Below are 18,067 nucleotides of genomic sequence, written 5' to 3' on the forward strand. Positions count from 1 at the left end.
GTTAATGAACCCAATTATTTTGATTGCAGTTGCGGCAATCGTTCTATTCGTAACCATTTCAGCATTAATCTCGAGGTACAAGCGCTGTCCTTCGGATAAAATTTTAGTAATCTACGGACGCACCGGCGGAACTTCAGCACGTTGTGTACACGGCGGAGGTGCTTTTATCTGGCCCGTAATTCAGGATTATTCTTTTCTGGATTTAAAACCGCTTTCTATCGAAGCCAATCTGACAAATGCATTAAGCCGTCAGAACATTAGAGTCGATGTTCCTTGTCGATTCACCATTGCCATTTCTACAGAATCTGACAGCATGAATACAGCTGCTGAAAGATTATTGGGTTTATCATCAGAACAAGTTCAAGAGCTTGCAAAAGATATTTTATTTGGTCAGTTGCGTTTGGTTATCGCAACGATGACTATTGAAGAAATTAACTCTGACCGTGATAAATTCTTAGACAATATTTCTAAAAACGTTGACAGTGAATTAAAGAAAATCGGTCTTAAACTGATCAACGTAAACGTTACGGATATTCGTGACGAATCTGGTTATATCGAAGCTTTAGGAAAAGAAGCTGCTGCAAAAGCAATCAACGAAGCTAAAATTAGCGTGGCAGAACAAGAAAAAATCGGGGAAACCGGTAAAGCTCTTGCTGACAGAGAAAAAGACACTCAAATTGCAGAAACGCACAGAGATCGTGACGTAAAAATTGCCATTACTCAAAAAGACCGTGAAATTAGTATTGCAACAGCTGCTAAAGACGAAACTATTGGTAAAGCTGAAGCTGAAAGAGATACAAGGGTAAAAACTTCTGAGGCTAACGCAATTGCGATTCAGGGAGAAAACGAAGCTAAGATTGCTATTGCGAATTCCGAAGCTATTCGTAGAGAAAAAGAAGCAGAATCTTTGCGTATCGCAATTGCTGCAGAAAAAGTACAACAGGCAAAAGCATTGGAAGAATCGTATCTTGCAGAGCAAAAAGCCGAGTTGGCGCGTTCTGAAAGAGAACGTTCTACACAAATTGCGAACATTGTAGTTCCTGCCGAAATCGCTAAACAAAGAGCCATTATCGAAGCACAAGCTGCTGCTGAAACGATCAGAGAAAATGCAAAAGGAGAAGCCGATGCAATCTTTGCAAAAATGGAAGCAGAAGCAAAAGGTTTATTCGAAATATTAACAAAACAAGCCGAAGGTTACAAAGATGTTGTGGCTGCTGCAGGTGGAGATCCAAGCAAAGCATTCCAGCTTTTATTATTGGAGAAACTTCCTGAACTGGTTAAAACTCAGGTTGAAGCTGTTAAGAATATCAAGATTGACAAAATCACAGTTTGGGATTCCGGAAATGGTCAGGGCGAAAATGGTTCTACAGCCAATTTTGTTTCCGGAATGATGAAAACGGTTCCGCCATTGAATGATTTATTCAACATGGCGGGATTAAATTTACCAAGTTATTTAAAAGGTGAAGATCCAACTACGCCGGAAGTTCCTCCAACTATTGAAGTTGAAGAAACGAAAGAGTAAAATTCTTCTTTTTAAAAATAAAAAAGCGCGAACCGATTATAATTTTTAATCGATTCGTGCTTTTTGCTTTCAAATACTCACTTTCTAAACTATCTTTGAAAAAAAATATCTAAGAATAAATAATCTAATGAAACTCACTAAACCAAGATTAGCCTTAATCTGCGGTATCCTTTGCATTTCGATTTTTCCAATATTGGTAAAATTACGTTTAACACCAGGATTGATTTCGGCATTTTACCGAATGTTTTTTGCTGTAATTCTGTTATTACCTTATGTTATTTTCAGTGGAAACTTTAAACTTCCAAATCTAAAATTTACACTTTTGGCAATGCTTTGCGGGGTTTTGTTTTCTTCAGATGTTGCGGTTTGGAATATTGCTATTCAGGATTCGAGTGCGACTCAGGCTTCTTTACTGACAAACTTATCTCCTGTCTGGGTTGGAGTCGGTTCGTTTTTGTTTTTAAAATCAAAACCTGCAACGAATTTTTGGATTGGAACTTTGGTAGCTTTATTTGGAATGGTCACTTTAGTTGGTTTCGAGTTTTTCATTGATTTGAATTTTGATCAGGCGTTCCTATTCGCAGTTTTATCCGGAATTCTATATTCGATTTATCTTTTGGTCAGTAAAAATGTTCTTTCAGAAGTAGATGTTCTTTCGTTTATGACGATTAGTTTAACGGCTTCCAGCATTTATTTGGGTATTTTATGTTATTCGCTAGACGAACCTTTTACAGGATTTTCAAATGCAGGCTGGTTTGTTTTGGTTTTACAAGCTGTAATCTGTCAATTGTGCGCTTGGCTTTCGATTAGTTACGCTACACAGCACATGCGAGCAACCAGAGTTTCGTTGAGTTTATTAAGTCAGGCGGTAATTACTTCCATTTTGGCTTGGTTGTTTTTGGAAGAAAAAATAACTTTACAGATGGTTTTCGGTGGCATCGTTTTGCTTTTCGGAATCCGAATTACTTTTTACGATAAAACAATTTCTTTGAAAAGGCTTTTTTCTAAATAAAGTTAGCCCACGGATTTAAAGGATTGACACAGATTATTAGTTAATTTTAGAAAAGTACTCCCGCAGATTCGACAGATTAAGCAGATTTATTTAAAATCCTTTTAATTCCATTAATCTGTGGCTAAAAAAGTTTCACGCAGATTTGGCAAATTTGTTTTTTTATTAAAACAAAGTGATCAGACAGAATTAGCGTTAATTTATGAAATTTGTGGCAAAAAAAGTTTCACGCAGATTAGGCAGATTCTAGCAGATAAAAATTTTTTAAGCCTAATAATCTGTAGCAAAAAAATCAGTGCAATTCGTGAATTGCTTCGCCTGTTCGCTATCGCTCGGGTCGTGGCAGAAAAACCTGAAACAAAGAAAACTTTAAACTTGAAACAAAAAATCTATGTTACATAAAACTAAAATACCAAACCTAAAAGTAATCGCATTTGATGCCGATGATACTTTATTTGTAAACGAACCTTATTTTCAGGAAACCGAACATAAATTTTGTGCTTTGATGGAAGATTATCTTTCGCATCAGGGCATTTCGCAGGAGCTGTTCAAAATTGAAATTGCCAATCTTCCTTTGTACGGTTACGGAATCAAAGGTTACATTCTTTCGATGATCGAAGCAGCAATGAATATTTCCAACAATACCATTCCTGTTGAAGTCATTGAAAAAATCATTCAGTATGGAAAAGAATTGCTGGAAAAACCAATTGAACTTTTGGACGGAATTGAAGAAACACTACAAGCCCTTCACGGAAAATACAAATTGGTCGTAGCAACAAAAGGCGATTTAAAAGACCAGCACAGCAAACTGCACCGCTCTGGTTTGGGGCATTATTTTCATCATATTGAAGTCATGTCTGATAAACAGGAAATTGATTATCAAAAACTATTAGGCCGTTTAGACATTCAGGCGCATGAGTTTTTGATGATTGGTAATTCATTAAAATCAGATGTATTGCCCGTTCTAGGAATTGGCGGATATGCCGTTCATATTCCGTTTCATACTACCTGGGAGCACGAAAAAATTAATCATACCATAGAACACGAGCATTTTAGTTCATTTGAAACTATTGCTGAAGTGGTTCCGAATTTATTATAATGAAAACACTTTTAGACTTAGAAAACTGGAATAGAAAAGAGCATTTTGCTCATTTTAAACAAATGGAAGAACCTTTCTTTGGTGCAACCGTAGAAATCGATTGTACGAAAGCCTATCAGACTGCCAAAAGTTTAAAGACTTCTTTTTTCATTTTCTACCTGCATAAAACCTTAGTTGCGGTAAATACAATTGAGAATTTTAAATATCGTATTTCAGAAAATCAGATTTACATTAATGATCGTGTTGATGCTTCGGCAACAATTGGTCGTGAAGATGGTACTTTCGGATTTTCACTAATTGAATATAACCCTGATTTTAAAATATTTGAAAAAACGGCATTGGCAGAAATCGAACGTATTCAGAACACAACAGGACTTTTTACAAGAGAATTTAATGATGATAATTTGATTCATTTTTCGGCAATTCCGTGGTTGAATTTTACTTCGCTTACACATGCGCGAAGTTTTACTTATCCTGACAGCTGTCCTAAGGTATCGTTTGGAAAAATGATGGTTTCGGAAACCGGAAAAAGAACTATGTCAATGGCTGTTTTTGTACATCATGGTTTGATGGACGGAATGCATCTTGGGCAATTTGCCGATCTCTTTCAAGAGCTTATGAATCAATAAATTAAATGGAATAATTTTTGTTTGCAGAAATATATGAAACAAATCTTCCTCTTTCTGGTTTTAATGTATAGTACTGTTTCGCTAAGCCAGACAGTATTAACTTCCTATCCTGTAGATTTAAAAACACTGAAAGAGGAATGTCAGACTTTAAATGCTGAAAACGTCATTACACATGACATTTTCGCTTTTATTGCCTCTCGTGACAGTTTGACGATTCTCAAATACAATAGTGCTTTATTCCTAAATGATAAATTTATAACTACCAGACAATATGTCGAAAACAGATCTTTGATGGGCTATAGTTTCAGCGAAGACGGCAATCCTACTTTGTATTGGTTTTCACCACAGGAAAACAGCATTATTGTAATCAAATATTACTTTGAAACTAAAACCACCAGAGCTTTAAAATTTTCTTTACCTGGTGAAGAACAATCAATCTTAACGCAATATCAAAAAGACAACAATTTTTATCTGGTTATGAAGTATAAAACAAAACAGGCTTTAACTGTTTATGTTTTTAAAAACGGAGTAGCCGACGAAAAGTTTTTGGACTTCTCTTCTTTCACTTTTCGGGATCGAAAAACACAACAAAAGACATTCAATCAGATTTTAAATGAAAATCCGATTGAAAAAATGGAGCCCGGAGAATACAATCCGCTTTATAAAGTAACGGCAAAAACCAAACTTTATATACTTCCAAACCGTTTAATTCTGTCCTTTGACCAAGGTATTAGAAAAACACAGCTTTTTGATATCAATCTGGAGAATTCAGAGATAAAAGAAAAGACCTTTTTAAAGCCTTTAGGACAGAAAAACGCAAAAACTTCCAACTCTTTTTATCATGAAAACAAACTTTATCAATTGAATGTGAACTCAAATGAGCTCTTATTTGACATTAAAGATTATAATTCCGGTGAATCTCTAAAATCATTCACTGTTACAAAAAATGATACTATTCGTTTTAATAATTCACCTCTTTTGACACAGATTGACAACCGCAGACCAAAAGAAATAAAAAACACTGGCAGATTCCTGAAAGAATTAGCGGCAACAGATGCTGGTATTTCTGTTTTTAAAAACAAAAAGAATCTTTTTATTACTTTGGGAGGAAGCGGCAACAGTTCGAAAACCATATCTATGAATGGTTTTAATATGTTTGATGATTACTTTGGAGATTTTCCGTCCACTAATTATTACAATGTTGAAAGCGATTATTCTGTATTTTTTGAAAGTGTCTGGACTAAGAAACTGGAATTAACAACTGAAACGCATGAACCTCTTGCTTCAGATAAGATTTTTTATTTCATAGATACACATAAGGAGATATTTATTCCAAATATTCTAAAGTTAAGCAATTATTCGATTTTAGGATATTACGACACCCTAGCGAAACAATATGTTTTGCGTAAGTTCACAGATGGTTTTCAATAAACCACTAACTATCAACAAATTAAACATAACGCCTTTTTTCTATTATTTCCTAAACCTATTTTTAGGATACCTGAAGCCCTATTATTACCTTATTCTAACATCTTTCTGACTTTTAGAGGAAGTTTTTACTTACATTTTATTGTTGCTTTGACTCAAATTTAAAATATCAAACTACAATGAAAAAAATTGTAATGACTCTGGCATTTGCTCTAAGCATAATGTATGCAGAGGCGCAAACGGAAACAAAAACCTCAGATAATTACAACAAATGGTCTATTGAGTTAGGAGGCGGTTTTAACAAAGCGCAGCGTCCATTTGCTTCTGGTAATTATTACAGCTCGAGAATCAGTCCTTTTACAGCTGATCTGGGAGTAAGATACATGCTGAACAATAAATTTGGTCTTAAAGCAGATTTTGGATACAATTCTTTAACAGAACAGAAAAACAGTTCACTTCCTTTTGACTCAAAATATTACAGAATTGATTTACAGGGTGTAGCTAATTTAGGTCGTATCATGAATTTTGAAACCTGGACCAATACATTTGGATTATTAGCTCATGCAGGTTTTGGAGTTGGTCAGTTAGAAAACAAAGATTATAACGTAAAAGACAAAGTTGGAAATTTCATCGCTGGTTTAACCGGACAGATAAGATTAACAGACAGAGTAGCTTTGACAGGAGACGTAACTACAGTGTTAAACGCACTTCAGGATCATACTTTTGATGGTACTGCCAAAAACGGAAACAGAGGTTTTTCAGGCTTACTTTTTAACGGGACAGTTGGTCTTCAGGTATATTTAGGCAAAAATGCAAAACATGCGGACTGGACTGTAGTATCTGAAAATGTAGATTTATCTGCTTTTGAAAACAAAATTGCAGATCTTCAAAATCAAATTAAGAGCATTCCTCAAAAACAAGTTGTTGTAGAAAAACCTGTAACCAACACTGTAAAAGAAAAAGACGTTGTAAAAGAAATGATTAATGACAAATACTACAGTGTTTATTTTGATTTCAACAAAACAATTCCAATTGAAAACTCAACTTCTGCAATCGATGTTATTTTATCTTATTTAAGAAAAAATCCATCAGCTTCTGTAGATATCGTTGGTCATGCTGATCAGGTTGGAAGCTCAGAATACAATAACAAATTATCTAACATCAGAGCAACAAATGTAAAAACAATCCTTGAAAAAGCAGGAATTGCATCTTCAAGATTAAATGTTGTTGCTGAAGGAGCAGATACTTCTATCCAAAAAGATTCTGAAGAAGCTAGAAGATTAGCAAGAAGAGTTACTTTTATTGTGAAATAATTTTCTTTTTTTAAATGGTGAATTAAAGTCCTTAAGATGTTGTCTTAAGGACTTTTTTATTGCTAAATTTAAGGTAGTATAATCTTGTAAATATTTGGAATAAATTTTGATGATTTTCAATCTATGAAAAAACTACTACTTTTCTTCGTTTTGTTTTCTAAAACAGTGTTGTTTAGTCAAACAGTACTAAATTCTTTGCCACTAAACCTGAACTTTCTGGGAAAAACTCAGATTTTGAATGCTCAAGATGAAAACACCAAAGATATTTATGTCTTTACTTGGGATAATAAAAATGTAAATATTTTAAAATACAATTCATCTTTATTCCTGGCAAATCAATTTACAGATTCGATCAAACATGAAACAAGCCGGGATTTAATTGGTTACAGTATAAGTGAGAATAAAAAACCATCGTTATACTGGAGTTCCCGTGATTATAAAAATATCCTGATTACGGTTTATAATCAGGACAATAAAACCTCAGAATCCTTAAACTTCGATTTCCCAAAAAATCACGATTATATTATTAGCTCTTTCCAGCAGAACAATACTTTCTATATTCTGGCAAAAGAAAAAGATTTCGAGCATTTACTTCTTTACAAATTTGAAGATGGGAAATGCGTTGTTAAAATGTTTGATTTTTCTTCATTTGTTTTTAAAAATGAAAGAAATGTGCAAATCTCTTTTAATGCACTTATCAAATATTTCCCGATACAAAAAATAGATCCAAATATTTACACGCCCATAGAATTGGCTTCAAGTACCAGCAAAATGTATGTCATTCAGGATCATATTATTTTGACATTTGATAATAGTCTTATCAAAACACAAGCCTTCGATCTTAACATTAAAACGGGTGAAATAAAAGAAAAAACTTTTGATCTGCCTGCTCCAGAAACTCCGTTACGAACAACGAATTCATTTTATAGTGATAATAAACTATTCCAAGTAAAGGCAAATAAAGAATTCTTTTTATTTCAAATCAAAGATTTTGATTCAGGAAAAGGCATCAAGAATTATTCATTTTCAAAAAATGATACGATTCCTTTTATGAATTCTCCTTTCATTACACAAATTGACAATAACGAACCTCGTCAATTAAAAACTACTGAAAAGTTTCTGAAAAGCATAAACGGACTTCCTGCCGGTGTTTCCGTTTTTAAAAATCATAAAAACAGTTTTATCACTTTTAGCGGTTTTGGAGAATATAGAGATTTTTATTTTTCCTTCAATTCTGCAGATGATTTTGGAGAGCGTATCCCTTATTCGCTAAGCAAAGCAGTTTATTTTGACGCAATGTTAAGTGAAAACCTAAATTTCGCAAAAGACTATCAATCAAGACCTTTAGCTATTGACAATTTGTTCTACTTTTTGAATAACAATAAGGGTATAAAACTTTATGATTCACTAAGATTGAAAGATTTTTATGTTCTAAGTTATTTCGACAGTGGTTCCCAACAGTTTATAATGCGAAAATTTACCGATGGCCCTATGATGCAAGACGATGGAAATCCGATTATGAATAAATCTCAATTCTCGAAACCGTTCTCTTTTGGCAGTATAAAACCTAATTAAATTTATTGAAAGCTACTCCAAATGTGTAATGTTTTGGCGGTTTCAAAAAATGGTTTGGATTATTTTTTCTAATTTTACAAAAAAGACACATATCATGCTATCAAAAAATATTGAATCGGCTTTAAACAAGCAAATCCGCATAGAAGCAGAATCTTCACAAACGTATCTTTCTATGGCCTGCTGGGCAGAAGTACAAGGATTAGAGGGAATTGCTCAATTTATGTACACACAGTCAGACGAAGAGCGCGCACACATGCTTAAATTGGTTAAGTATGTAAATGAGCGCGGAGGTCACGCTCAGGTAACAGATCTTAAAGCGCCAAAAACGACTTACACTACTTTTAAAGAAATGTTTGAGGAGCTTTACAATCACGAACTTTTTGTATCGAAATCGATCAACGAATTAGTACACATTACTTTTGAAGAGAAAGATTATGCTACACATAATTTCTTACAATGGTATGTTTCTGAACAAATCGAAGAAGAAGCAACTGCTAAATCTATTCTGGATAAAATCAACTTAATTGGAGATGATAAAGGCGGACTTTACTTGTTTGACCGTGATATTCAGCAATTAACAGTTACCAGTTCGATTGCTATCAATCCAAAATAAAAAAAGTTAAAGTTTATTTAGAATATTTAAAAATTACTTTTTTCGTTTATATTTGTCTCTGTTTTTATAATACAGAGGAAAATTGGGCAAGAAAGAAAAAGACAAGGAGAAGAAAAAGGATAAAAAGAAAAAGAAAAATTCTGAGATTCTTGATAAGATTAAGAAGATTGAAAACTGTAAATCTTCTTGTTGTGAGAAATATAAAAAAAGCGAAAAAAAACGCTGTTCTCGCTGTCCTATGTTTGATTTATTCAAAAAAACGGCTTAACAACATATACAAAAACCCATTGGATTTCTCTAATGGGTTTTTTAGTTTTAAATTGCAGCCAATCTCTCTGATTTTTAATTCAATTATGGAAAACTACGTTACTATACCAAAATCAAGCCTTGATTTTCTGGTTCAGCTTAAAGAAAATAATAACAAACCTTGGTTTGACGATCATAAATCTGAATATTTAATCGAATTAGAACATATTCAAAACTTTGCAGATGCTCTATTAAAAGAACTTTCTAAAACAGATGTTCTGGAAAATACATCAGGTAAAAAAAGCGTTTACCGAATCTATCGTGATATTCGTTTTTCTAAAGACAAAACTCCCTTTAAACATTATTGGGGAGGAAGTTATACGCGTGCAACTGCTGCGAGAAGAGGCGGTTATTATTTTCATTTGGAAAAAGGAAACAGTTTTTTCGCTGGCGGATTTTGGGGACCCAATGCAGCAGATTTAAAAAGAATCAGAACTGAATTTGCAAATGATCCGGAGACTTTTCAGGAAATACTCAACTCAAAATCTTTTGTAAGCAACTTTGGTACTTTACAAGGAGAACAATTAAAAACAAAACCAAAAGGTTATGATGCGGATCATCCGGCAATTGATTTACTTCGTTTTAAACAATTTTTGGTCATAAAACGCTTTACAGACGAAGAAGTTCTAAGTCCCCTATTTTTAGAACTGGCTTTGGATGCATTCAAAAACATGAGACCTTTTTTTGATTATATGAGCGAAGTGCTGACAACAGACAGCAACGGAGCTTCGATTTTATAAAAATACTTCGTTGTAAAAGTTAAACCCGACAGTTTCAAAACTGTCGGGTTTATTTGTTTGTCGTGGCGTATAATAAAAAGAATAATTAGAGCAATAAAATCTCGTTTACAATAACTTCAGTAATATATTTTTTCTCACCGTTTTTGTCATCGTAACTTCTATGGGTTAACTTTCCTTCGACAGCCACTTCCTTACCTTTTGTGACAAACTTTTCGATAATTTCAGCCGTTTTTCCCCAAGCCGTAACACGATGCCACTCCGTTTGTTCTACTTTATCACCTTTGTCATTTCTGTAAATATCGTGGGTTGCGATTGTCAGGTGTGCAAGTTTTCTACCGCTTTCTAATGTTTTAACTTCCGGATCATTCCCTACATTCCCAATTAACTGTACTCTGTTTTTCATTGCATTCATGGCGTATATTATTTAAATGTTAGTATAACTTGAAATTGTTCGTCAACTTCAACGATGCAAAGATGATACAGCCCAGCAATAACAGTCGGTTATTAACTATTTACTATCGACTGTAACTATTTGTAAGCGTTTGTAATTGGAAATGATTTTTTGTATATTTGAGAGAAATCTTACTATATGCAGGCAAAAATCAAAAAAGTCGAGTTACGAAATTTAGAAATTGAAGACTATAAACAATTAAAAAAATCAATGATTGAATCGTATCCTGAAATGGCCGATTCGTATTGGGGATCTGAAGATATAGAAAGATTGCTTTCTATTTTTCCGGAAGGACAATTGGTCATTTTAGTTGATGGAAAAGTCGTTGGTTCTGCATTATCTCTAATTGTTGACGAAAAATTAGTAGAAAAAAGACATAATTACCAACAAATTAGTGGCGATTACAAATTCTCTACCCATAATCCAAATGCTGAAATTTTATACGGAATAGATGTTTTTATTCACCCAAATTATAGAGGTTTACGTTTAGGTCGTCGATTATACGATGCCAGAAAGGAACTTTGCGAACAGCTGAACTTAAAAGCAATTGTTTTTGCAGGCAGAATTCCGAGTTACAGGGAACATGCTAAAAAGATGTCTCCAAAAACCTATATCGAAAAAGTACGAACCAAAGAGTTGTATGATCCTGTTCTTTCTTTTCAGTTAAGCAATGATTTTCATGTTTTAAGAGTCATCAAAAATTATTTGGAAGGCGATGAAGAATCGAAAGAGTTTGCTGTTTTACTGGAATGGAATAACATTTATTATGATGACAGTCCGAAATTAATTAATCTAAAGAAAAACATCATTCGTTTGGGATTAATTCAATGGCAGATGCGCCCATTAAACAACGTTGAAGCACTATTTGAACAAGCCGAATTCTTTATCGATGCTGTTTCCGGTTATGGATCTGATTTTGCACTTTTCCCGGAACTATTCATCGCGCCTTTAATGGCAGATTACAATCACTTATCTGAAGCGGAAGCGATTCGGGAATTGGCCAGACATTCTGACCCAATCAGAAAGCGTTTTCAGGAATTTGCGATTTCATACAATATCAATATTATTACGGGAAGTATGCCGTATTTAGAAGGCGGAAATCTTTACAATGTTGGCTTTTTATGCAAAAGGGATGGAACTTCAGAAATGTATACCAAAATTCATATTACGCCAAACGAAGTGATTCATTGGGGAATGAAAGGCGGATCCAATTTTAAAACCTTTGATACCGATTGCGGAAAAATTGGAATTTTAATTTGTTATGATGTCGAATTCCCAGAACTTCCAAGACTTTTAGCTGATGAAGGAATGGATATTTTATTCGTGCCTTTTTTAACAGACACACAAAATGGATATACTCGTGTAAAACATTGTTCACAAGCACGTGCAATCGAAAATGAATGTTATGTAGCCATAGCAGGTTGTGTTGGGAATCTTCCGAAAGTAAACAATATGGATATTCAATATGCACAGTCTTCTGTATTTACACCTTCTGATTTTGCTTTTCCAAGCAACGGAATTAAAGCAGAAGCTACTCCAAATACAGAAATGACCTTAATTGTTGATGTTGATCTGAATTTATTAAAAGAACTTCATGAACATGGAAGTGTCAAAACATTAAAAGACAGAAGGAAAGATCTTTATGAACTTAAAAAGCTAAATTCATAAAAAGCTCATTAAATAAAAAAGCCAATGACTGTCATTCGAAGAAATCCGTTATTTGAAATCTATCTTAAACAGGATTGCTTAGTAATTAACAATACTGATTTTAGTAAAGACAACGGCATATTCGAAATTGACAGCATTTTGAGCATAGAATTAATCAGACATTTAGCGTTCATTGATAGAATCATTGAAGTAACATTTGGATTTAATGTCCCCGCTAAATCTTGTGAACTTAGAATTAATTTGGAAAATGGTTTTAAGGATATTGTTCTAACTCATTGTGACATTAAAAAAGTAGAACTTTTAATCTACGAAATCAAGCAAGCAATTATTAAAAGAGAAAACGAAAAACCTAGTTTATCAACGAAATAAAAATTGTTAAATGAAGACATGCCTCGAATGTTCCGTTAAAATTGTTGGCCGAGAAGACAAGAAATTCTGCTCTGATAGTTGCCGAAATGCGTACAATAACAAAATAAATAAAGATAGTACGAATTTCATGCGAAATATAAACAACAAGTTACGCAAAAATTACCGTATTTTGGCAGAGTTAAATGTAGATGGAAAATCAAAGGCATCGCGTGACAAATTATTAAACAAAGGCTTTGATTTTGAGTTTTTTACAAACATTTTACAGACAAAGACGGGAAATACATATTATTTCTTGTACGACCAGGGCTATCGTTCCTTGGACAATGATTATTTTATGCTTGTTAAAAAAGAAATATAGTTAGCGTTTATTAACCATGAGAAAAAACCAAACCTCAATTCTAGCCATTGTCTGTGTCTTAGCTCTGCTGGGCATTATCTACGCCACCATGATGCCGCAAGGAATCAATAAAGACGACGAAGCACTCGCGGAATTCTCAACCGAAAGAGCTTTAAACCAAGTCGAAATTATTGCGCAGAAACCACATTACGTCGGATCGACAAATCATGAACTTGTTGCCAACTATTTAAAACTTGAATTAAACAGAATAGGTTTAGAAACTAGTGTTCAGGAAGGTTTTACTCTAAATGACAGAGGCCTTTTAGTAAAATCTAAAAATATTTTAGCCCGCATAAAAGGAACAAACAATACCAAAGCGCTTTTACTTCTTTCTCATTACGATAGTGCTCCACATTCTTTCTCAAAAGGAGCAAGCGACGACGCTTCGGGTGTCGCAACAATTTTAGAAGGTGTTCGTGCCTTTTTATATTCTAAACATCCTCAGAAAAACGACATTATCATCTTATTTTCAGATGCCGAAGAATTAGGTTTAAACGGTGCCGCCCTTTTTGTAAATAAACATCCTTGGGCAAAAGATGTTGGTGTGGTTTTAAACTTTGAAGCCCGCGGAAGTTCTGGACCAAGCTATATGCTAATGGAAACCACAAAAGGAAATGAAGCCATGGTAAAAGCATTTTCTGATGCCAAAACTTCTTATCCGGTTTCCAATTCATTGATGTACAGTATTTATAAAATGCTTCCAAACGATACTGATTTAACCGTTTTTAGAGAACAAGGAAATATTCAGGGCTACAATTTCGCTTTTATTGACGGACATTTCAACTATCATACACAACAAGATGACGTTCAGCATTTGAGCAAAACTACTTTAGCACATCAAGGGACTTACATCATGCCCTTGATCAAATATTTGAGCAACATAGATTTAACTAAAACAGAATCTACAGAAGATAATGTTTATTTCAGCGCTCCGTTTTCATTCATAAATTACCCTTTTTCCTGGGTAATGCCAATGACACTAATTGCTTTTGGATTATTGGCTATCTTCATTTTCATTGGAAAAGTAAAGAGAATCATCACTTTTAGAGAAATATTCAGAGGATTTGTACCTCTTTTGGGGGCTATAATCATTGCTGGTTTAGTTACCTTTTTAGGATGGAAACTGATTTTGGAAATCTATCCTCAATATTCTGATCTTTTAAACGGATTTACCTATAACGGACATGCTTACATTGGTGCATTTGTCACTTTAAGTATTGCGATTTGTTTTGCTTTCTATCATCATTTTTCTGAAGCAAAAATTACCATGAACCATTTTGTGGCTCCTCTTTTACTTTGGATTATCATTAATGGATTTTTGGCAAACAGCTTAACAGGTGCAGGATTTTTAATCATTCCTGTTTATTTTGGAGTTCTATTGTTTGGAATATTTGTTTTTACACAACATTATAGTTTGGGAGTAAATTTAATTTTTAGCATTCCGGCTTTAGCTATTATTGCACCTTTTATTGTAATGTTTCCAGTTGGCTTAGGACTTAAAATTCTATTTGGAAGTGCCATTTTAACTGTTTTATTGTTTGGATTGTTATTGCCGATATTTGGAGATTTTGCCAAAAAAGGTATTTGGACTGTGGTTTTCTTTTTGGTTTCTATTTCATTTTTCATTTACGCTGGATATCATTCTGAATACGAGCCAGGAAAAGCCAAATCAAATAGTTTGCTGTATGTTTATAATGCCGACAATAATTCTGCTGTATGGACGACTTATGATAAAAATCTGGACGACTGGACAAAATCTTATTTGGGCGAAAAAAATCAGAAGGCTGTTGGTTTAAACTCGCTTCCACTGGCAAGCAAATACAATTCGACCTTTACTTACAGCTCAATTGCTCCGGTTGTTGATCTTGCAAAGCCTACCATTCAATTTTTAAGAGATAGTGTAATTGGAAATAACAGATACCTGAAAATCAAAATTACGCCAAACAGAAAAGTAAACCGTTACGACATTTATGCCAATCCAAAAATGACGTTTTATAACTTTAAAGCAAATGGTGTAGCTACTTCCGGAGAAAAAGGAAATCGTTTACAACGCGAAGACAGTAAAATTCTTTGTTATTATGTTGTTGGCAATGAACCTTTGGAAATGGAATTCTACATCAACAAATCTTCTATTTTTGATATGGATTTAATTGAAAGTTCATTTGATCTAATGTCGAATCCATTGTTAAATGTTAAACCAAGAGAAAACTGGATGATGCCGACTCCTTTTGTTTTAAATGATGCTGTATTGATTCAGCAGAAATTAAAACGATATGTTGCGCCGGTAAAACCAATTGAAACGGCTCCTGTTGTAGATAGTTTAGCTATTCCAAAAGACAGTATAAAACCGGTTCCGGTTGTAACACCAGAATAAAAATAAAATAATAAAGGCAGATTTTTTTTAAGTCTGCCTTTTTTATTTCACGCAGATTTCAAAAAGATTTAAGCAGATAATCGAAGATCTTTATTTGAAAAATCTTTTTTAATCCTTTTAATCTGTGGCTAAAAATCTTTGCAACTCTGTACCTTTGTCGCTCTGAACCTCAAAAAAAATGACACAAATAAGCATATTAGGTTGCGGTTGGCTTGGACTTCCTCTAGCAAAAAGGCTAATCGAAAAAGGATATTCGGTAAACGGATCCACAACTTCTGAAAACAAACTTTCAATATTAGAAAATGCTGGAATAAAGTCTTTTTTAGTTGCGCTTGAAAGCGAAAATATCTCAGAATCTATAATTGATTTTTTAGCAGAGAGCAAAATCTTAATCATTGACATTCCCCCTAAGTTACGAAGTGAAAATCCTGATTCTGAAAAGAAAGTTTTTGTTGAGAAAATCAAAAATCTGATTCCTTTTATAGAAAAATCAACTATTGAAAAAGTACTTTTTATAAGTTCTACTTCAGTTTATGGAGATGACAATAACTTGGTTACAGAGGAAACCATTCCAAATCCTGAAACAGAAAGTGGCAAACAATTGCTTTTAGCGGAAGCTTTACTTCAAAGCAATCCAAACTTCGAAACTACAATTCTACGTTTCGGCGGATTAATTGGAGAAGATCGTCATCCTGTCAAATTTTTAGCTGGAAAAGAAAACCTTGAAAATCCGGATACTCCAGTGAATTTAATTCATCAAAAAGATTGTATCGCTATCATCGAAGAAATTATAAAACAGTCAAAGTGGAATGAAGTTTTTAATGCCGTTGCTCCTTTTCATCCAACAAGAGAGGAATACTATACACAAAAAGCAAAAGATTTAAATCTGGTTTTACCGAAATTCATTTCTGAAAAATCAAACATTAAAAAGACTATTTCTAGCGGAAAAATTGAGACAATTTTAAACTATCAATTTAAGCTGGAGAATTATTAAAACCATATAAGTTATGTAAGTTTATTTAAAAAGGCTTTTCCCAAAAACAAAAACTTAAATTACTTATATAACTTACATGGTTTAAAAAAACTTTGCGAACTTTGCGAATGTCTTTGCGAATGTCTTTGCGAATGTCTTTGCGCCTTTGCGGTAAAATTATTCAATAAATCATGGAAACAGTTTACATCAACTCCCCTTTAGGAATTACCAAAATTATTGGAGATGAAAACGGTATTGCCGTAATTTCTGTTTCTGATGTTGGAACAACCGATGTTTCTAATGAAATTCCCGAAGTTTTAAAAGAAGCCGTTTCGCAATTAAATGAATATTTCCAAGGCAAAAGAACCGATTTTGAGCTCAAACTAAATCCGCAGGGAACCGAATTCCAGCAGAAAGTCTGGAAATCATTATTGGAAATTCCATACGGAAAAACGGTTAGCTACATGGATCAGACCAAAAAACTGGGCGATGTTAAAGCCATTCGTGCAGTAGCTTCGGCAAATGGTAAAAATCCGCTTTGGATTGTGATTCCCTGCCACAGAGTTATTGGCACAAACGGATCACTGACAGGATATGCAGGCGGATTGTCCCGCAAAAAATGGCTTTTGGAACACGAAAGTCCATCTGCTCAGCAAAGTTTGTTTTAATTTTTTTTAGCCACGAATTACACAAATTATCACTAATTTTCTTTTACCTAATTCCTATAAACAAAAAAACGCTTTGTTTTTAAACAAGATAATTCATTCATTTTTTCTTTTTGACTAGGATGTAAGAAATTGAAATTAGTGTAAATTTATATGGAATAAAAAATTAGTGATAATTTGTGTAATTCGTGGCAAACCCAAATAAAATTATGATTGAAAAGATAAATCTAAATAACATTCTCTTTCTTGATATAGAAACCGTTCCAGAAGAAGAAAACTTCAATTCGCTTGACGCGGAAATGCAGTCGCTGTGGGATTTGAAAACACAATACCAGCGAAAAGACGAATTCTCTCCGGAAGAATTTTACGAACGTGCCGGAATTTGGGCAGAATTTGGAAAAATCATCTGTATTTCTGTTGGATTTTTTACCATCAAAAGAGACGTTCGAAATTTTAGGGTTACTTCTTTTTTTGGAGAAGAAAAGAAAATCCTTAAAGACTTTTCTAATCTAATCATTAATCATTTTAATCAGCCTCAGCATTTATTGTGCGGACATAATTCGAAAGAGTTTGATATTCCGTTTATTGCAAGAAGAATGATTATAAACCAACTGCCAATTCCGGACAAATTGAATTTATTTGGAAAGAAACCTTGGGAAATTCCGCATCTGGATACTTTAGAATTGTGGAAATTTGGCGATTATAAGCATTTTACTTCTCTAAAACTGCTGACTAAGATTCTCGGTGTTCCATCGCCAAAAGGCGATATTGATGGAAGTCAGGTTGCTCATGTTTACTACGTTGAGAAAGATATTGATCGAATTATAACCTATTGCGAAAAAGATACTATTGCCGTGGCTCAGATATTTCTTCGTTTGAGAAGAGAAGATTTATTGATTGATGACGAGATTATTCATGTTTAATTCTAAGCTATTA

General features: G+C 33.7%; 19 protein-coding genes. 18 read left to right on the top strand and 1 reads right to left on the bottom strand.

The features are described 5' to 3' along the window. Positions 1–4 precede the first annotated feature (4 nt). The 11 genes from HYN56_RS04290 (at position 5) to HYN56_RS04340 (ending at position 10,234) form a co-directional block, all read left to right on the top strand. Positions 5–1,522 carry a flotillin family protein gene (locus HYN56_RS04290; RefSeq protein ID WP_109194719.1) on the top strand — a complete coding sequence of 506 codons (1,518 nt, stop codon included), beginning with the start codon at positions 5–7 and terminating at the stop codon, positions 1,520–1,522. Positions 1,523–1,649: 127 nt separating this feature from the next. Continuing rightward, a complete protein-coding gene (locus HYN56_RS04295) occupies positions 1,650–2,534 on the top strand; it encodes a DMT family transporter (protein WP_109191049.1) in 885 nt (294 codons plus the stop codon). 117 nt (positions 2,535–2,651) lie between these two features. After that, positions 2,652–2,933 (top strand): hypothetical protein, encoded by a 282-nt coding sequence (locus HYN56_RS04300; RefSeq protein ID WP_109191050.1) that lies wholly within the window; start codon positions 2,652–2,654, stop codon positions 2,931–2,933. After that, a complete protein-coding gene (locus tag HYN56_RS04305; protein WP_109191051.1) occupies positions 2,923–3,630 on the top strand; it encodes an HAD family hydrolase in 708 nt (235 codons plus the stop codon). Before HYN56_RS04300 ends, HYN56_RS04305 begins: the two co-directional genes overlap by 11 nt. Then, complete coding sequence (locus HYN56_RS04310) at positions 3,630–4,259, top strand: chloramphenicol acetyltransferase (RefSeq protein ID WP_109191052.1); 630 nt, start codon at positions 3,630–3,632, stop codon at positions 4,257–4,259. The genes HYN56_RS04305 and HYN56_RS04310 overlap by 1 nt, the downstream gene beginning before the upstream one ends. A gap of 33 nt (positions 4,260–4,292) precedes the next feature. After that, the gene (locus tag HYN56_RS04315; protein ID WP_109191053.1) at positions 4,293–5,690 is read left to right on the top strand and encodes a hypothetical protein; all 1,398 of its coding nucleotides are present in this window, start codon (positions 4,293–4,295) and stop codon (positions 5,688–5,690) included. A gap of 176 nt (positions 5,691–5,866) precedes the next feature. Beyond that, positions 5,867–7,000: an OmpA family protein gene (locus tag HYN56_RS04320; protein WP_109191054.1), complete on the top strand. Its 1,134-nt coding sequence runs from the start codon at positions 5,867–5,869 to the stop codon at positions 6,998–7,000. 123 nt (positions 7,001–7,123) lie between these two features. Beyond that, positions 7,124–8,575 carry a hypothetical protein gene (locus HYN56_RS04325; RefSeq protein ID WP_109191055.1) on the top strand — a complete coding sequence of 484 codons (1,452 nt, stop codon included), beginning with the start codon at positions 7,124–7,126 and terminating at the stop codon, positions 8,573–8,575. Between the two features lie 94 nt (positions 8,576–8,669). Continuing rightward, positions 8,670–9,188, top strand: coding sequence for a ferritin (locus HYN56_RS04330; protein ID WP_012022953.1), 519 nt, complete (start codon positions 8,670–8,672; stop codon positions 9,186–9,188). Positions 9,189–9,270: 82 nt separating this feature from the next. Continuing rightward, complete coding sequence (locus tag HYN56_RS04335) at positions 9,271–9,456, top strand: hypothetical protein (RefSeq protein ID WP_091489749.1); 186 nt, start codon at positions 9,271–9,273, stop codon at positions 9,454–9,456. 85 nt (positions 9,457–9,541) lie between these two features. Then, positions 9,542–10,234, top strand: coding sequence for a DUF2461 domain-containing protein (locus HYN56_RS04340; RefSeq protein ID WP_109191056.1), 693 nt, complete (start codon positions 9,542–9,544; stop codon positions 10,232–10,234). 85 nt (positions 10,235–10,319) lie between these two features. Here the strand turns inward: HYN56_RS04340 and HYN56_RS04345 are convergent, their stop codons facing one another. Continuing rightward, complete coding sequence (locus tag HYN56_RS04345; protein ID WP_109191057.1) at positions 10,320–10,646, bottom strand: single-stranded DNA-binding protein; 327 nt, start codon at positions 10,644–10,646, stop codon at positions 10,320–10,322. 177 nt (positions 10,647–10,823) lie between these two features. Between HYN56_RS04345 and HYN56_RS04350 the strand changes: the two genes are divergently transcribed. The 7 genes from HYN56_RS04350 (at position 10,824) to HYN56_RS04380 (ending at position 18,054) form a co-directional block, all read left to right on the top strand. Continuing rightward, a complete protein-coding gene (locus HYN56_RS04350; RefSeq protein ID WP_109191058.1) occupies positions 10,824–12,353 on the top strand; it encodes a bifunctional GNAT family N-acetyltransferase/carbon-nitrogen hydrolase family protein in 1,530 nt (509 codons plus the stop codon). Positions 12,354–12,377: 24 nt separating this feature from the next. Then, positions 12,378–12,722, top strand: a complete 345-nt coding sequence (locus HYN56_RS04355) for a hypothetical protein (protein ID WP_109191059.1) — start codon at positions 12,378–12,380, stop codon at positions 12,720–12,722. 10 nt (positions 12,723–12,732) lie between these two features. Continuing rightward, positions 12,733–13,080, top strand: coding sequence for a hypothetical protein (locus HYN56_RS25190; RefSeq protein ID WP_091489760.1), 348 nt, complete (start codon positions 12,733–12,735; stop codon positions 13,078–13,080). A 16-nt stretch (positions 13,081–13,096) separates the two neighbouring features. Further along, positions 13,097–15,493 carry a M28 family peptidase gene (locus HYN56_RS04365; protein WP_167398272.1) on the top strand — a complete coding sequence of 799 codons (2,397 nt, stop codon included), beginning with the start codon at positions 13,097–13,099 and terminating at the stop codon, positions 15,491–15,493. Between the two features lie 178 nt (positions 15,494–15,671). After that, on the top strand, positions 15,672–16,487 hold the full coding sequence (locus tag HYN56_RS04370) for an NAD-dependent epimerase/dehydratase family protein (protein WP_109191060.1): 816 nt from the start codon (positions 15,672–15,674) through the stop codon (positions 16,485–16,487). 170 nt (positions 16,488–16,657) lie between these two features. Further along, positions 16,658–17,134 carry a methylated-DNA--[protein]-cysteine S-methyltransferase gene (locus tag HYN56_RS04375; protein ID WP_109191061.1) on the top strand — a complete coding sequence of 159 codons (477 nt, stop codon included), beginning with the start codon at positions 16,658–16,660 and terminating at the stop codon, positions 17,132–17,134. Between the two features lie 206 nt (positions 17,135–17,340). Next, a complete protein-coding gene (locus HYN56_RS04380) occupies positions 17,341–18,054 on the top strand; it encodes a 3'-5' exonuclease (RefSeq protein ID WP_109191062.1) in 714 nt (237 codons plus the stop codon). Positions 18,055–18,067: the final 13 nt, after the last annotated feature.

This window comes from Flavobacterium crocinum (assembly GCF_003122385.1).
Lineage (GTDB): Bacteria > Bacteroidota > Bacteroidia > Flavobacteriales > Flavobacteriaceae > Flavobacterium > Flavobacterium crocinum.

Bases quoted from the DNA above. Each gene is read 5' to 3' on its own strand.
- HYN56_RS04290 (WP_109194719.1), top strand. From the start codon at position 5: ATGAACCCAATTATTTTGATTGCAGTTGCGGCAATCGTTCTATTCGTA.
- HYN56_RS04295 (WP_109191049.1), top strand. From the start codon at position 1,650: ATGAAACTCACTAAACCAAGATTAGCCTTAATCTGCGGTATCCTTTGC.
- HYN56_RS04305 (WP_109191051.1), top strand. From the start codon at position 2,923: ATGTTACATAAAACTAAAATACCAAACCTAAAAGTAATCGCATTTGAT.
- HYN56_RS04310 (WP_109191052.1), top strand. From the start codon at position 3,630: ATGAAAACACTTTTAGACTTAGAAAACTGGAATAGAAAAGAGCATTTT.
- HYN56_RS04315 (WP_109191053.1), top strand. From the start codon at position 4,293: ATGAAACAAATCTTCCTCTTTCTGGTTTTAATGTATAGTACTGTTTCG.
- HYN56_RS04320 (WP_109191054.1), top strand. From the start codon at position 5,867: ATGAAAAAAATTGTAATGACTCTGGCATTTGCTCTAAGCATAATGTAT.
- HYN56_RS04325 (WP_109191055.1), top strand. From the start codon at position 7,124: ATGAAAAAACTACTACTTTTCTTCGTTTTGTTTTCTAAAACAGTGTTG.
- HYN56_RS04330 (WP_012022953.1), top strand. From the start codon at position 8,670: ATGCTATCAAAAAATATTGAATCGGCTTTAAACAAGCAAATCCGCATA.
- HYN56_RS04340 (WP_109191056.1), top strand. From the start codon at position 9,542: ATGGAAAACTACGTTACTATACCAAAATCAAGCCTTGATTTTCTGGTT.
- HYN56_RS04345 (WP_109191057.1), bottom strand. From the start codon at position 10,646: ATGAATGCAATGAAAAACAGAGTACAGTTAATTGGGAATGTAGGGAAT.
- HYN56_RS04350 (WP_109191058.1), top strand. From the start codon at position 10,824: ATGCAGGCAAAAATCAAAAAAGTCGAGTTACGAAATTTAGAAATTGAA.
- HYN56_RS04355 (WP_109191059.1), top strand. From the start codon at position 12,378: ATGACTGTCATTCGAAGAAATCCGTTATTTGAAATCTATCTTAAACAG.
- HYN56_RS25190 (WP_091489760.1), top strand. From the start codon at position 12,733: ATGAAGACATGCCTCGAATGTTCCGTTAAAATTGTTGGCCGAGAAGAC.
- HYN56_RS04365 (WP_167398272.1), top strand. From the start codon at position 13,097: ATGAGAAAAAACCAAACCTCAATTCTAGCCATTGTCTGTGTCTTAGCT.
- HYN56_RS04370 (WP_109191060.1), top strand. From the start codon at position 15,672: ATGACACAAATAAGCATATTAGGTTGCGGTTGGCTTGGACTTCCTCTA.
- HYN56_RS04375 (WP_109191061.1), top strand. From the start codon at position 16,658: ATGGAAACAGTTTACATCAACTCCCCTTTAGGAATTACCAAAATTATT.
- HYN56_RS04380 (WP_109191062.1), top strand. From the start codon at position 17,341: ATGATTGAAAAGATAAATCTAAATAACATTCTCTTTCTTGATATAGAA.